The sequence below is a fragment of the Pseudomonas sp. LBUM1672 genome, from assembly GCF_059695655.1.
Map to the genome: position 1 here is coordinate 6,382,994 of NZ_CP166781.1, position 14,528 is coordinate 6,397,521.

The window sequence follows — 14,528 nt, forward strand, 5'->3', positions numbered from 1 at the left end:
ATCGTCAGTGGTGTCGGCTGGACGGCTTGTCCAGTCCCGACACAGCACTAGAGCGCAGTGCCCCCAACGGCGTTACAGAGGGAGTAAAAAAGAGTTTCGCGCCCCTTAAAGCTCGTCCTTCAACTTGAGCAATGGCTCCTGAAAGCGCAGCAACCGTCCAGCGTTACCGAGTACCAGCAACGTGCTGAGGTTATGCAGCAACGCTGCGATCATTGCCCCCGCTGCACCGAGCCAGCCGAACGCGGCGAAGGCAACAATCGCCAGGGTCCAGCCCAGCCCGATGATCACGTTGACCTGCAAGGTCTGCCGACATTGGCGACTCAACCGCACACAGGTGCCGAGGCGACGCAGGTCGCTGCCGATCAGCACGATGTCCGCCGACGCCAGCGCGATGTCCGCACCACCCGCGCCCATGGCCACACCCACGACGCCGGCCTTGAGTGCCAATGAATCGTTGATGCCATCCCCCACCACCATCGGCCGGAAACCGTTGCCGATCTCCGCCAGCACGCGATTAAGTTTGTCCTCGGGCAAGGCCTGCGCTTCAACGTCGCTGATGCCGACATCGCGCGCCAGCGTGTGCGCCACGCTGTGCCGGTCACCGGTGAGCAGCAACTGACGGCCCAACCCCAGTTCACGTAATTCGCTCAAGGCAAATCGCGCCTCAGGTTTGACGCTGTCGGCCAGCAACAGCCAGGCAAGGAATTCACCGTTGAGTGCCAGCCCGGCAATCGGGCCATCGTGTTCGGGAACGACTGAAGTGGCGATGCCCAGTTGCGCGAACAACTCCGGGCGACCGAGCGCCGCCTCGCCTTGCTCCGTCATCGCGACGACGCCCAGACCTTGGCGCTCGTGGATGTCCGAGAGCAGCAGAAAATGTTCCTGAGTGACCAACCCGGCGAGCGCACGGCTGACCGGATGACTGCTGGCCGAGCCGAGGCTGGCGGCGAGTTTCAGCACGTGACTGCGGTCCGCCAACGGGCTGTCGATGGACTGCAAGCGCAAGGTGCCAAAGGTCAGGGTTCCCGTTTTGTCGACCACCAGCGACGTCAGGTCCGCCAACTCTTCCAGAAACGCCGAACTACGGATCAGAATCCCGTGCCGCGCCGCCACCGCCACGCCGGCAATTGCCGTGGCCGGTGCCGACAAAACCAACGCGCAAGGACACGCCGCCACCAACACCGCGAGCATCGCCTGGGCATCGTTGGTGACAAACCAGGTCACCGCGGCCAATAGCAACACCAACACCATGTAGCTGCCGGCGTAACGTTCGAGCAAACGGGTGATCGGCGGCTTCGAACGCTCCGCGCTTTGCATGAGGGCGATGACTTTACCGAGGGTCGATTCGCTGCCCGTGCGCGTCACTTCGAGGCGCAGCAGACCGTCGAGGTTGATCGCCCCGCCAAAAACCTGCATGCCGACGCCCGCCTCGACCGGCACCGACTCACCGGTGATCGATGCCGTGTCGAGGCTCGCCTGACCGGACAACACCCGACCATCGGCCGGCACCCGGTCACCGGCCCGCACCTCGACAATGTCGCCGGATTTAAGTGTGCCGTTGTCGACCTCGACGATGGCACCGTCCCCCTGAACCTTGCGTGCGTGACTGCGGGTCAGTTTGCCGAGCGCACGAATCGCTTCCTGGGAACCGATCACACTGCGCTCTTCCAGTACGTGGCCGAAGATCATGATGATCGGCAACAACGCGGCGGTCAGCAGATCACCCGTGGCCCAGGCGCCGAGCATGGCGAGGGCGATCAACTGATCGGTGATTCCGTGCAGGCTCGGATAACGCAAGCTGTACCACGCCGATCGCATCACCGGCACAGCCACCAGTAAGGAAGCAAAACCCAACAGCAATTGACTGACGCCGATCTGTTCCGGCGACAGCCAGCGCCAGACCAAACCGAGGCTGAGCAAGCCAAGGGCGAGCATGGCCAGGGTCAATTGGCGTGCAGCGCTGCGTTGTTCAGCCGAGGACAACAGGCTCGGTGCGGCGGCAGTTTCGGCGGTCATTGTGCGGCTCCCTGAATGATCAGGCGGGTATCGTCTTTCGGGTTGACCGTCGTCACCGAGCCGGCCTGGCCGAGAATCTTCGGCATTCGCTCGCGGTAGATACGCAGCAACATTTGCGGGTCGGTGCCCTGCTGTTGCGCCTTGGCCAGGCTCAACACCGTGGCCGTATCGGCCGAGGCTTTGGCCAGTCGTTCGCTCGCCTGGGCGTGGGCGACTTGCAGTGTTCGATCGCCTTGTTCATTGGCGGTCTGGGTCAACTTCTCGGCCTCGGTGCGCGCATTGGCGACGGCTTTATCCGCTTGCTGGCTGGCGGTCAGCACCGCATTGAACGCATTCACTGCTGGGCCGGGCAGACTTGATTGCACGTCGACTCGCGTCGCTTCGATACCCAGTCCCTGCCCTGTCGCGGTCAGCTCGGCCAGTCGTTGATTGATGCCCTGCACCAAATCACCGCGCAGGCGTTCGCGGCGTTCGGCCGCCTGATTGTCGGAGCCGATCAGCTCCGGTCGTGCCACCAGAATGGTGTCGAGGTCGCGTGCGGCGGAGAGTGCAACGGCACTGCGAGTGACCAGTCGATCGAGTGCCGGCAGCACATGTTCACCTTGAAGCACGAAGGCATAAGGTTCGGTGACCTTGTAGAAAACCCGCACATCCAGTTGAACCACGCCCGCGTCACCGGTCAGCAAATAGCCCGAGCCAGCAAGCGCATCGCTCAGCGGAGTCGCGAAAGACGCTAGTCGGTCGGCCTGCAATGCAGCATCGCTGCGAAGCAGATTTTCTACCCGACGCTCGATCACCCGATCGGCTGCCGGCAACAAAATCACTTGCTCGAAGGGACGCGGCCACGCCAACAGCAACCCGGCATTCTGGATGCGATCCAGCGCGCCGAAGTGCAGGACCACAGCGCGATTCTGTGGATCGATCTGCCGCACATTGGAGAATGCCCAAGCTAGCGCGGCGAGAATTGTCACGCCGTATAGAGCCAGAAAAGCCAACCGCCCGGCCTGAATCCAGGGGCTACTTAACTCAAGTGTTCCACGTGGAACTAAATTCATGGCTGCGCCCCGGACTTGTTATCGAGGGTCGGCGGACCGTCAACCAACACCCGGAAAGGCGCGGCATCGGTGCGCAAAATCAGTTTGGTGCCTGGGGTGACGATCGTGCCCAAGGTGTCAAGGGAGCGCAGCAAGTTGTAAAGCTGCGGCGAACCGGCGTAGGCACGACCATAAATCTGCGCCGCTTCGACCCGTGATTGGGCTTCAATATCAGCCGCTTTGACCGTTGCATCGGCTTGCACGATGCGCGCATCACGCTCGGCAGCCGACCGGATTTGCGCGGCCTCTCGTTTGCCGATGGCGGTGCGTTCAGTGGCAATTGTTTCACGCTCGGCACGCATGCGATCGACGGTGGCGGTTAGCGTTACCGACGGCAGAGTCAAACGCTCGATGCCCACTTGCAGCACCCGGACGCCATACGTGGTCAGCAACTGTTGGTCGATCTGTTTACGCAGCTGCGCTTCGAAATCGGCAATGTGCACTTGATTGGCGTCGGTGTTCACCAGGTTGGCCAGATCAAAACTGCTCGCGGTGGTTTCCAGCGCAGAACCGACAAACGTACGAATCTGCCGCGCCGCTTCGTCCGGCTGATTCTGCACGGCGCGCATAAAGCGCTGCACGTTGTCTGGATCACCCTGCACCTGCCACGCCACGTACGCTTGAACAATGATGCGCAAACCGTCGCGCGTGCCCACATCCTGCAAGCCGCTGGAGGTGGTGCGCAGCCGCAAGTCGACAGGAATCGCCGCTTCAAACGGGGCCGGCCAGCGCCAGCCAAGGCCCGGCTCCAGCAACACCCGCGACGGATTGCCGAAGCGAGTGATCACCGTGGCTTCTCCCGAGCGAACCTGCACCAGACTCGCTGCCGCGATGGCGAATGCTACGAGCAACGCGGCCCAGCCCATGCGCCGCCACGGGAATGGACCGGCTTCCTGTGGATCACCGTGATGGTGGTGACCGTGGTGATGTCCGCCATGGCCGTGATCGTGGCCGGCGTGGTCGTCATGATCGTGAGTGTGCGACTGGCTCAATGGGCAGCTCCTGGCTGAGCGCTGGTGCGCGGCGACGCAGGATCGGCCGGCAGCGTGAAGGTTCGTAAGTCGATGGTCGGTGCATTGCCGCTGCCGCCGAGACGATGATCGAGCACCAGCAATTTGGCGTTGGCCAGGCCTTGGGTCAGTTGGCTGAGATACTGCTCCAACACGAACGCCTGGCCGGCGCTGGCATAAGCCTTTTGCTCGGCCGTGAATTTCAGATCAGCCGCCTGGGCGGTGGAATTGATTTCACGCGCACTGGCAGTCGCTTGATCGCGAGCGATGCTGGCCTGCAATTGCGCCTGATTGGTCGCCTCGGCTGCCGCGCCGCGTTCACGGGAGATCAACGCCTGGGCACCAATCTGCGCTGCTTGAACACCGTGATAAGCATTGGCCGCACCGGCCGGCGGATGGATCGCCTCCACCACCGTCGCGAGAATTTCCACGCCGCTGTCAAGTTTCTGCAGATCAGATTGCACGGCGCGACCGATCTCTTCGGCCAGCCCTACCCTGTCTTCGCCGAGCAAACCATCGAGGGTTCGCGAGGCAAAGTCGTGAACCAGAATCCGGCTGGCGGTGCTGCGAATCAACGTCGGTACATCGGCGCTGTTGTACGTCGCGGCCAGCGCCGCTTGATCGGTCAGACCGATGCGATAGACAAAACGCACGTCCATGTTGACGATTTGAAAGCTCTGCTTGTCGGCACGGCTGCTGGCGATGACCTGGGATTTATCGTTCACATGACTGGCGTCCCACAAGCGATTGGCTATCGCCGGCGCCGGGCCTTCCGCCGGCTCCAGGACGACTGGCGCCGACGTTTCGCCAACGCTCGTTGCCAACTCATGAACCACGCCGTTTTCAACATTCAGCACCCGACCCAATGGCCACGGCAGACCAGCGTGCAAACCTGGACCGAACACTTCCACCGGTTTGCCGAAACGTTCGTAGATGCCCCGCCCTTGCAGCGGTATTTCGTGAACGCCGGTGAGCGACCATCCGACAATCGCCACCACCGTCATCACCGGCAAAAACGCCCGACGCATGTAGGTGAAGGCCCAGATCTGCCGCAGGTCGATACCGAAGCGGTTATGCAATTCGTGCTGCAACGCCAGCAACGGTTGTGGTGGCCAGCGCAGCATGTCGGCGACAAAACTACGCGCCAGCAATGTCGGTTCAAGTTGTTCACGGCGAGGACTGAACAGCGACAGCACGGCGCGCAGCAGCAACTCGAATGCGACCAGTCCTGGCAGCAAGCCGATCAATACGGCGAGGCGTACCGGCCAGACCGAGGTTTCGCTACCGAACAACAAACACAACGCGCTGAGTACCAGGCAAATGATCGCCACCCGGCTCAGTTGCGCCAACGGCCCCGCTTCCGGCCATTGGGCGATGTTTTCCTGGGCGAGCTGACGCTCAAGCACCAGCAAACCGAAGGCCAGCAACAACGACAGCGCGGCGCCAACACTCGCCGATAAACCCAATGCAGCGGGCGGCAGCGCGAGGTTCCAGAACTGACTGATGCTGAAGATCGTCAACAGCGCCCAACCGGCGAGCCAGAGGGTTGGTGCGCCGATCTGCCCGAGCATGCGCACCCAGCGCTGACTGAGTCGCTCCAGCAGCCGTTCATACCAGCCTTCAGGAGCAACGGTTTCTTCCGTTACCACTACCGGCAGCGTCGGGCTCATCGCTTGTGCGCGCCACTGAGTCACCCACCACGCCGATTGCAGTCCCGCAATCAGCACCAGCAAACCGGCACTTTGACTTACCAGCAACGGCGCCCACAGCGACAGCGGCGCAAACAACCCGACGAAAAACGCCAACAACAGACCGACCGCCGCCAAGGCGCTCAGGCCGATCGCGAACTGACGTAATCGCCGCCCTTGAAAGACCGCCTGCTGAAAGCGCGGCAGCCCGGCTACCTGCGTTCCATCGACTTCGAGATCGACTTGCATACCACCCCAGTGCTTATCATTAGCTGTATCGCAATTCGTTACGATATAACGAAAGTGGTGAAATTTTTGTACTAATTCGCTCTATCTAAAGATGCCCAACCTGTCGCCTTGCTGAAGCCTTGACCGAAATAGTCACAAACGCACATATTACGTCCGTAATTTTAATCAAAGACTACGGTTATCCAGCCCATTCCCTTTCAGTCCAGGAGTACATCCATGAGCACTTATGACGTCGTGATACTGGGCGGTGGCCCGGGCGGTTACAACGCAGCGATCCGCGCAGGTCAGTTGGGCCTGAAAGCGGCGTGCGTGGAAGGCCGGGCGACGCTCGGGGGCACCTGCCTCAACGTCGGTTGCATGCCGTCCAAGGCGCTCTTGCATGCCTCGGAACTCTACGACGCGGCCATGGGCACGGAATTCGCCAACCTGGGGATCGAGGTCAAACCCACCCTTAACCTCGCCCAGATGATGAAGCAGAAAGATGAAAGCGTGACCGGGCTGACCAAGGGCATCGAGTTTCTGTTTCGCAAAAACAAAGTCGACTGGATCAAAGGCTGGGGCCACATCGACGGGCCGGGCAAAGTGACGGTGACCGACAGCCAGGGCGCCAAGACCGAACTGAGCGCCAAGGACATCATCATTGCCACCGGCTCCGAGCCCACTCCCCTGCCCGGCGTCGAGATCGATAACAAGCGCATCCTCGACTCCACCGGCGCGCTGTCACTGGCTAAAGTGCCGAAGCACTTGGTGGTGATCGGTGCCGGCGTGATCGGCCTGGAACTGGGCTCGGTGTGGCGACGCCTGGGCGCTCAAGTGACGGTGGTCGAATTTCTCGACCGCATCTGCCCCGGTGTGGACGCAGAAGCAGGCAAAACCCTGCAGCGTTCATTAAGCAAACAGGGCATCAGCTTCAAGTTGAGCTCGAAAGTGACCAGCGCCACCACCTCGGCAAACGGCGTTCAGCTCAGCGTGGAGCCGGCGGCGGGCGGCACCGCCGAGCTGCTCGAAGCCGATTACGTGTTGGTGTCCATCGGTCGCCGTCCTTTTACCCAAGGCCTGGGGTTGGAAAACGTCGGCCTCACCACCGACAAGCGCGGCATGCTCGCCAACAAGGGACACCGCACCGAAGCTGCGGGCGTGTGGGTGATCGGCGATGTCACGTCCGGGCCGATGCTCGCCCACAAGGCCGAAGATGAAGCCATGGCCTGCATCGAGCAGATCGTCGGCAAGGCGGGAGAGGTCAACTACGACCTGATCCCCAACGTCATTTACACCAAGCCTGAGTTGGCCAGCGTCGGCAAGACGGAAGAGCAGCTCAAGGCTGAAGGCCGCGCGTACAAGGTCGGTAAATTCCCTTTCACCGCCAACAGCCGGGCGAAGATCAACCACGAGACCGAAGGCTTCGCCAAAGTGCTGGCCGATGAACGCACCGACGAGATTCTCGGCGTGCACCTTGTAGGACCGAGTGTCAGTGAAATGATTGGTGAGTATTGCGTGGCCATGGAGTTCAGCGCTTCGGCTGAGGACATTGCGTTGACTTGCCACCCGCATCCGACACGGTCCGAGGCGTTGCGTCAGGCGGCGATGAATGTGGAGGGGATGGCGACGCAGATGTAAGCCAGCCTGGCCGCCTTCGCGGGCAAGCCCGCTCCCACACTGGTTTTGTGAACGCCACAAATCCCCTGTGGGAGCGGGCTTGCTCGCGAAGGGGTCGACTCGGTCTAAAGCGGCAAATGCCCCAACGGCAACGCCCCCGGCGTCTTCACCGTGTGAATCGCAAAGTTGCTGCGGATATCACTCACACCCGGCAATTTCAGCAATCGCTCCGTGAGAAAGCGGTCATACCCGCGCAAATCCGGCACCACCACTTGCAGCAGAAAGTCCGATTCCCCTGACACCAGAAACGCCGAAATCACCTCGGGCAGTGCCGTCACGGCCAAGCGAAAGGCGTCGGCCTGTTCATCGTTGTGGCGCTCAACCTTGACCCCGACAAACACCGTCAATCCAAGCCCCACCTCATCACGATCAAGATTGGCCTGATAGCCGCGAATCACGCCCGCCTCCTCCAGCATCCGCACCCGGCGCAAACACGGCGACGCGGACAAACCGATCTCGTCGGCCAGTTGCACATTGCTCAGGCGCCCGTCCCGTTGCAGGGCTGCGAGAATTTTGCGGTCGTAGGCGTCCAGTTTCATGGTTTGGCAGATCCTGATGGTTTGATCGTCACGAAGTGGCAGGTTATGCCAATTATCGATCCATTAGAAGCTGACTACGCAAGCACCTGCCCCACCCTTGCGCCCTAGACTGGCGCTACCAAATCGACAACGAATGGGGTGCAAAGTGGAAGGACTCTGGCTGTTTTTCATGGCATTGGCGGTGGTGTATCTGTTGCCTGGCCCGGACATGATTCTGCTGCTGCAAACCGGTGCCCGTCAGGGCAAAGGCGCGGCGTTGGCGACGGCGGTGGGTCTGGGCATTGCTCGCGGCTGCCACGTGGCGTTGGCTGCGCTGGGGCTGGCGGCGCTGTTCAAGGCTGCGCCGTGGACCTTCGACGTGGTGCGTCTGGCGGGGGCCGCGTACCTGCTGTGGATCGGCATTCAGTGCCTGCGAACCACGATGTTGCCGAACCTGAATGGCGCAGCCACAACAGGTGAAAAATCGTCCTGGCGCGCATCGATCCAGCGCGGTTTGCTGACCAACCTGCTCAACCCCAAGGCGCTGCTGTTCTGCTCGGTGCTGTTGCCGCAGTTCATCAACCCTCACGCAGGACCCGTGCTCGCGCAGTTTGCGGTATTGGGCGTGCTGCTGGTCGGCGTCGGTTTGCTGTTCGACAGCGCCTACGCCTTGACCGGCGCCGCACTGGGCCGCTGGCTGCAACGCAGTCCCTCGGCCCAGCGCCTGCAACAGTGGTTGTTTGGCAGTCTGTTGATCGGCTTCGCCCTGCGGCTGACCTTTGTTCAACAGGCCTGAACCTTACTGCGCCTTACGACGGCGACGGCGGTTGAGCAACAACAGCGCCGCCGCAGTCACCGCGATAACACCACCGATCTGCAACGGCCACTTGTACGGCCGCAGCACCGAACGCGTGGCGTCAGTCACCTGGGTGACATAACGTTTGCTGGCATTTTCGAAGTCGGGATACGGGCACTGGTGGCCGAAATCCACCGCCCACTCCACGTAGGGCCCTTCCTTGACATAGCGCTGGTACAGCGCGCTTTGGTCTTCAAGGCTGCTGTTCCAGCCCGCCGCTGAACACAACACCGCCGCAAAGGCCTGGCTGGTGTGAGGCAGGTTATCGGCGGCGCGGTTGGCCAAGGCCGTTGCGACGAATCGATAGTGGTAGCGTTCGTCGGGCTTCGCGGCACTGGCTTGCTGGCGCTGGACTTCACCCTCGGCCACCAATGGGCCAACCTTCAGCTCAGCCGTCTCCAGGCTGTAATTGCCGCCAAACGTGGCGTAGTCCGGGGCCATTTCATAACCGAGAATGTCCATGCCCCACTCGCGTGCCGTCCAGGCTGCGTTGAACAGCGCAGACGCACGCTTGGTCGGCCACCACGCCGCATCGGCGAGCTGCCGCTGTTGCGCATACAAACGGGCTTTTTTCTGTAGATCCGGGTTATCGAAGTAGACCAGCGCCTCGTCGTAGCGCTCTTCACGCAGCAAGCGACGCCCGAGCAGATTGCGCAGTTGCGCCGCCACCGGCAACGGCACGTAGTTGTCACGATCCTGCTGGCTGAGCGCTGGCGGCGCCGGCACCTGGGTGTCGACGTAATGCTTGAGTTCATCGACCGTCAATACGCGTTCGGCAACGGTCGCGGCGTCGAACCAATAGATGCTTTGGCTGCGATAAAGCTGATCGAACGCTTGCAGGTAATCGCCGCGTTGCAGCGCCAGGATCGCGCTTTCACCCTCGACCCGGCACTTGGGCTGCAGGCTTTCGAAATCGTAGTCGGGCGTACGTCGCTCGCCCCACGACTCGTTCTGCGGGAAAGCCTGGGCAGCCTTGGCATACGCCGCGGCGGCTGCGTTTTTGTCGCCGTCGCGCAGCGCCAGTTTCGCCCGCAGCCACCACGCCAGACCGCCGTCCCCGGCGTGTTCAAGGAACGCCTTGGCGCTGGTGTAATCGCCCTGCTGATAATTCATCGCCGCCAACCGATCAGCGTTGTCCAGACTGCCGCGCGTGCTGCTTTGCAGGAGTTTGATCAATTTCAGTTCGTTCGGTGGTTGATCACCAAATGACCAGCCCAGGCGACTGATCAACGACGCGGTCACCAGTTGCTGCACCGGTTTGCCCTTGAGCAACTCGGTCAACTGATCCTCAGGCATCGCCAGCAGATCCGCCATCAACAGCTTCAGCGAGGTGTAACCCACCGCCGAACCGTGACGATTTTGCGTGGCGTACAGGTTGATGGCGCGGTTCCAGTCGCCGGCGGTGCGCGCCACGCGGGCTTGTTCGCCGAGGCTGGCGACACCCAGTTCCTGCGGGTCGCTGAAACCCTCGATACTCAGCTGAAGGGCCTGCTCGAAAGCTGTTTGCGCCTGCGCCAACAGGTCGGGCGCTGCGTCCGCTTCGGCGCTCATGGCAAACAGCGCACGACCCAGCGAATAAGCGGCCCAGGTGCTGCGCAATGCGCGTTGATCCGCCGGCAGCGCCAGCACGTTCTGGAAGTATTCGGCGGCCAGCGCGTGATCACCGGCGTTGAACGCCGCCGCGCCCGCCAGATAGAACCGAAGCTCGGCCGGCAGGCTCGCGCCGTCGGTTTCGACTTGATGGGCATCGATCAGCGCGCGCAGTTGTTTGACCAAGGCTTGCTGCTGCTCCGTCAAACCGGCCTGCTCGGCCTTGTCCCGCTGCTCGGCGTAGTCAGTCGCCTCCATGCTGTAAGGGGACGCCGCAACGTTCTTGAGCCCAGCGATCATGTGCCCGAGGCGGTTGATCTCGAACTGGAAGTTGCCTTCCGGCAGCTCCGCCAGCGATTGGGCGCGGTTGTCCAGCAAGCGCATCGGGAAGTCCGGCCCGCAGGCCATCGCCGAACCCAGCGGCAGGCTGAGGCTCAGGCAAAGCAAATGGCGGGGCCAGTTACGGGTGAACATTCGAACCTCCTTGATCAATGTGTGCGCAGCGTGCCCAACCGATGGCGCGCTGCTCGCCGGCCGGTATCCGGCCGTCGCGCAGGCGGGTGAAGGTAAGCAGATCCGGGCTTTGTTGCAATGTATAACCGGCCAGCGCATCGGCACCATCGCAACCGCGAACCGCCAGCGTTACGCGTTCGGGCCAGGCGTTGTCGAGGTTGCCTTGATTGCTGACGCTGATGTCATAGAGGTCGTCTTGCGCGATGAGTTTCAAACTCAAGCGACTGTCGAGGGAATCTCCGCGAGCTACGGCCCTCAGCGTGTTCAGGCTCCAGGCCCGACGATCACCCGCCAGCGGCAGACGAAACCAGATCAGGCCGGCCAGATGCTCCGGTGGATCGGCGCGTAGCTCGGTGGCGAGTGTGCTCAGCTGCAAGGGGTCCGCTAGCAATTCCCTACGTTTGCCGGTCCGCTCGATGGGCACTTCGCTTTCAATGACCGGCGCACCACTGGCCCCCGGCAACAGAGCCACGCCATAGGCGGGCAGCGCGAGGTAAAAGGGTTTTGAGGTGATGCGGCTCCAGGCGTTGGCCCATTGCCTGGATTGGTCCGGATCAAACAAACCACGACGCGGATCGCTCACCGCATGCACCTGCAAGACGCTGCTGTCGACAGTCGCCAAGAGTGTCGGCAATTCAGGGCTGTCGAGCCAGGCAGGCAATGCGGTGATGCTTAACGGCAAAGCGGCAGGTAAAACCGCGCGCAAGTGCGTGAGAAATTCGCGGTAAGCCGGTAGCCGGGCGCTACCGGCGTCGTGGTCGATTTCGACGCCGGAGAGCGTCAGCCCCTGCCCTTGCCACTCGCTGAGCACTTGCTGGATCTGCGCCGTGACGTCGTCCTGATCCAGCGCCGTGAGTTGGCCATCGAGGCGGATCACCGCAATAAGCGGCCGGCCATCACGCTTGAGCAACGCCGGATCGATCCGCGCCCGGCTCCAGCCCGCCTGGGGAAATGCCTGCAAGGCCAGCACCCGCAAGGTCGAGAAGTCCGCGCGACTGTCTTGCAAGGCGGCGTCGTGGGCTGACGTCCATTGCCGTTGCCAGACGTAGAGTTGCTGATCGAGCGGTGGCGCGTCTTGTTGCTCGCAACTGTTGAGTAGCATTACCGCGGCCAGCACTGCCGCCAGTCGAACAAAAAAATACATGAATCCCCTTTCTCTGTAGCAGCTACCGAGCAGCGCGCTGTGGCGAGGGGATTTATCCCCGTTGGGCTGCGAAGCAGCCCCCTGCATTCCTTCAGACGCACAGAGTTTGCAGGATTGACGGCTGCTTCGCAGCCGAACGGGGATAAATCCCCTCGCCACAAGGCAGCTGCTACAGAGAGTGCCTACACCAATGGCTTGCGGGCAATGATCACCTGACTTTTCGCCACGACCGCGTCCAGCGCTTGCTTGATCTGAGTCCCCCGGGGCGATGCCAGGATGGCCTGCCATGTGTCGGCCCAGTGGTTGAGCAGCGGGTGGTCGGGATTGCTGAAATCGACCTTGGCTTCCCAGAACAACAGCATCCACATCGACCAGTAAAACCCGTACTGGCTGTGGCTGAGCACTTCCAGGCCCGCGTCACTGACCATCGCCTTGAACTGCTCTTCGCTGATGATGCGAATGTGGTTGGGCTTCTGAAAATACTCGGGCGCCGCGATGTCTTTTTGCAGGTCTTCGGAGCTTGGGTGCGGGACGCTGAGCAAGTACAGCGCGCCCGGTTTGCCGACACGGACCAGTTCGGCGAGAAACTGCGCCGGATCGTCCACGTGTTCAATGACTTCGGTGGACACCACGCGGGTGGCCGTCGCATCGACGATCGGCAGAGGATTGCAGTCGGTGACGTGGCATTCGACCTCGCGCGCCGGCGTGTCGCCCAGGCGCTGACGGGTGGCTTCGACCTTGGCCGCGTCGATGTCGGCGATGATGATCTTCGCCCCGCGCATGCCGCAGAAATGCACGTTGCCGCCATCACCGCAGCCGACGTCCAGCAGCGTGTCCTCGGCGGTCACCGGGAACCCGGTGAACAGCTCGCCGGTTTGCTGATTGAACCAGCCGCTGAGCATCGCGTCGTGCAGGCCGAGCATGTATGGATCGACCTTCTCGACCTTCTCGACCTTGTCCACCACAGGCGCCACGGGAGCGGGCGTACCCGCCGTGAGTTTCTTCAAAAGGCTCAGCATGAGGTGGCTCCAGAGGTTTGGGCGGCTGTTCGGGACGTGCCCAGGCGTTTGACCAGCGAGGCGCCGCGGTTGCGCATGGGCATTTCGATAAAGCGGAAGTTGAGTTCGCTCAACAAGGCGATCAACCCGCCAGCAATCATCAGTGTCAGGATCGGATGGCCGCCGGGATTGGGCAGACCGGCACCCTGCAAGCGGAAGGTGAATTCGCGTACCAGCAGATAAGCCGGAATGTGGATCAGGTAGATCCCGTAGGAGCGACTGCCGACCCACGTCATCAGGTTCTTGAACGCGCCCCGTGGCAGGAGGTAATCGCGATTGTAGGAAGCAATCCACACCAGCACCGCGCACAACACGGCAATCGTGCCGATGCGGTAGTTGGTAAACGTGAAGCGATCCGTCGCCATGAAACTGAGCACCAGCGACAGCGCGATCAACGCCGTCAGACCGGCCCATGGACGGCGTAAAAACGTCGGCTCCCAGCGCAGATACGAAGGTTGTGCACTCCACATCGCCAGCAAGATACCGAGTGCCAGCGCATCGGTGCGAACCACCATCAGGATCGGCGTGCGCAACGTGAACAACTGCACCGCGACCAGCGCCAGCAAGGCCCAGACCAGGTGCTTGCGACAAAGCAGAATCAGCAGCGGAAACAGCAAATAAAACTGTTCCTCCAGCGACAGGCTCCAGTACACGAAACTGGTGCCGTACTCATAGTTATAGAAGCTGTCGGCGAAGCGGAAGTTGGCGTACTGCGCGACCCCGGCCAGGGTCGCTTGCAGGTTGGCGTGCAGCGTGCCGAACGCCCCGGAGCGATTGAGGAAAATACACGCCAGCAACATCAGCGCCAGCCACAACCACGCCGACGGCAACAATCGAAAGGCTCGGCGCAGCCAGAAGTTGCGCGTCTGCTGCCAGTATTCCTGGCGTGTGCTGCAACCCTGCAACGCTGGGATCAGGCTGCGTGCGATGACAAACCCGGAGATAGCGAAAAACAGATCCACGCCCCACCACGGCTGCCCCCACGCGGTGATGGCTTGCAACAGCGGCACCGGGGCCGCAAACAGGCTGTCTTGCAGGTGATGGAACAACACGCCGAGCACTGCAATGCCGCGCAACAATTCGATGTCCATGATCCGTCTGTCGTTACTCATGTCGTCCTCCTGGACGCTGCTCCG

At 61.8% G+C, this 14,528-nt stretch carries 11 protein-coding genes; 2 read left to right on the forward strand and 9 right to left on the reverse strand.

Annotated elements, in window-relative coordinates:
* Nucleotides 1-105: 105 nt before the first annotated feature.
* From ACA053_RS29240 to hflK (ACA053_RS29255), 4 genes are read right to left on the reverse strand one after another with little or no spacing between them, the layout of a single operon-like run.
* Nucleotides 106-2,016 (reverse strand): cation-translocating P-type ATPase, encoded by a 1,911-nt coding sequence (locus ACA053_RS29240; protein ID WP_497314631.1) that lies wholly within the window; start codon nt 2,014-2,016, stop codon nt 106-108.
* Entirely contained in the window at nt 2,013-3,071 is a 1,059-nt protein-coding gene (hflK, locus tag ACA053_RS29245) for a protease modulator HflK (RefSeq protein ID WP_497394259.1), read from the reverse strand. Before hflK (ACA053_RS29245) ends, ACA053_RS29240 begins: the two co-directional genes overlap by 4 nt.
* Nucleotides 3,068-4,102: a protease modulator HflC gene (hflC, locus tag ACA053_RS29250; RefSeq protein WP_497314635.1), complete on the reverse strand. Its 1,035-nt coding sequence runs from the start codon at nt 4,100-4,102 to the stop codon at nt 3,068-3,070. Before hflC ends, hflK (ACA053_RS29245) begins: the two co-directional genes overlap by 4 nt.
* Nucleotides 4,099-6,057, reverse strand: a complete 1,959-nt coding sequence (hflK, locus tag ACA053_RS29255; protein ID WP_497314637.1) for a protease modulator HflK — start codon at nt 6,055-6,057, stop codon at nt 4,099-4,101. Before hflK (ACA053_RS29255) ends, hflC begins: the two co-directional genes overlap by 4 nt.
* 216 nt (nt 6,058-6,273) lie before the next feature.
* Here hflK (ACA053_RS29255) and lpdA point away from each other — a divergent pair, with 216 nt between their 5' ends.
* Complete coding sequence (gene lpdA, locus ACA053_RS29260) at nt 6,274-7,674, forward strand: dihydrolipoyl dehydrogenase (RefSeq protein ID WP_497394261.1); 1,401 nt, start codon at nt 6,274-6,276, stop codon at nt 7,672-7,674.
* Between the two features lie 104 nt (nt 7,675-7,778).
* Here the strand turns inward: lpdA and ACA053_RS29265 are convergent, their stop codons facing one another.
* Nucleotides 7,779-8,252 (reverse strand): Lrp/AsnC family transcriptional regulator, encoded by a 474-nt coding sequence (locus ACA053_RS29265; protein WP_497314640.1) that lies wholly within the window; start codon nt 8,250-8,252, stop codon nt 7,779-7,781.
* Nucleotides 8,253-8,397: 145 nt separating this feature from the next.
* On the opposite strand from ACA053_RS29265, the gene ACA053_RS29270 reads away from it, so the two are divergent.
* Nucleotides 8,398-9,027 (forward strand): LysE family translocator, encoded by a 630-nt coding sequence (locus tag ACA053_RS29270; protein ID WP_109635909.1) that lies wholly within the window; start codon nt 8,398-8,400, stop codon nt 9,025-9,027.
* A 3-nt stretch (nt 9,028-9,030) separates the two neighbouring features.
* On the opposite strand, the gene ACA053_RS29275 is transcribed toward ACA053_RS29270, so the two are convergent.
* The 4 genes from ACA053_RS29275 to ACA053_RS29290 all read right to left on the reverse strand — a co-directional run bounded on the left by ACA053_RS29275 (nt 9,031) and on the right by ACA053_RS29290 (nt 14,504).
* Nucleotides 9,031-11,151, reverse strand: coding sequence for a hypothetical protein (locus ACA053_RS29275; RefSeq protein ID WP_497394262.1), 2,121 nt, complete (start codon nt 11,149-11,151; stop codon nt 9,031-9,033).
* Entirely contained in the window at nt 11,138-12,334 is a 1,197-nt protein-coding gene (locus tag ACA053_RS29280; protein WP_497394264.1) for a DUF3142 domain-containing protein, read from the reverse strand. The genes ACA053_RS29275 and ACA053_RS29280 overlap by 14 nt, the downstream gene beginning before the upstream one ends.
* Before the next feature lie 182 nt (nt 12,335-12,516).
* Nucleotides 12,517-13,353, reverse strand: coding sequence for a class I SAM-dependent methyltransferase (locus ACA053_RS29285; RefSeq protein WP_497394265.1), 837 nt, complete (start codon nt 13,351-13,353; stop codon nt 12,517-12,519).
* Nucleotides 13,347-14,504, reverse strand: a complete 1,158-nt coding sequence (locus tag ACA053_RS29290; protein ID WP_497314648.1) for an acyltransferase family protein — start codon at nt 14,502-14,504, stop codon at nt 13,347-13,349. Before ACA053_RS29290 ends, ACA053_RS29285 begins: the two co-directional genes overlap by 7 nt.
* Nucleotides 14,505-14,528: the final 24 nt, after the last annotated feature.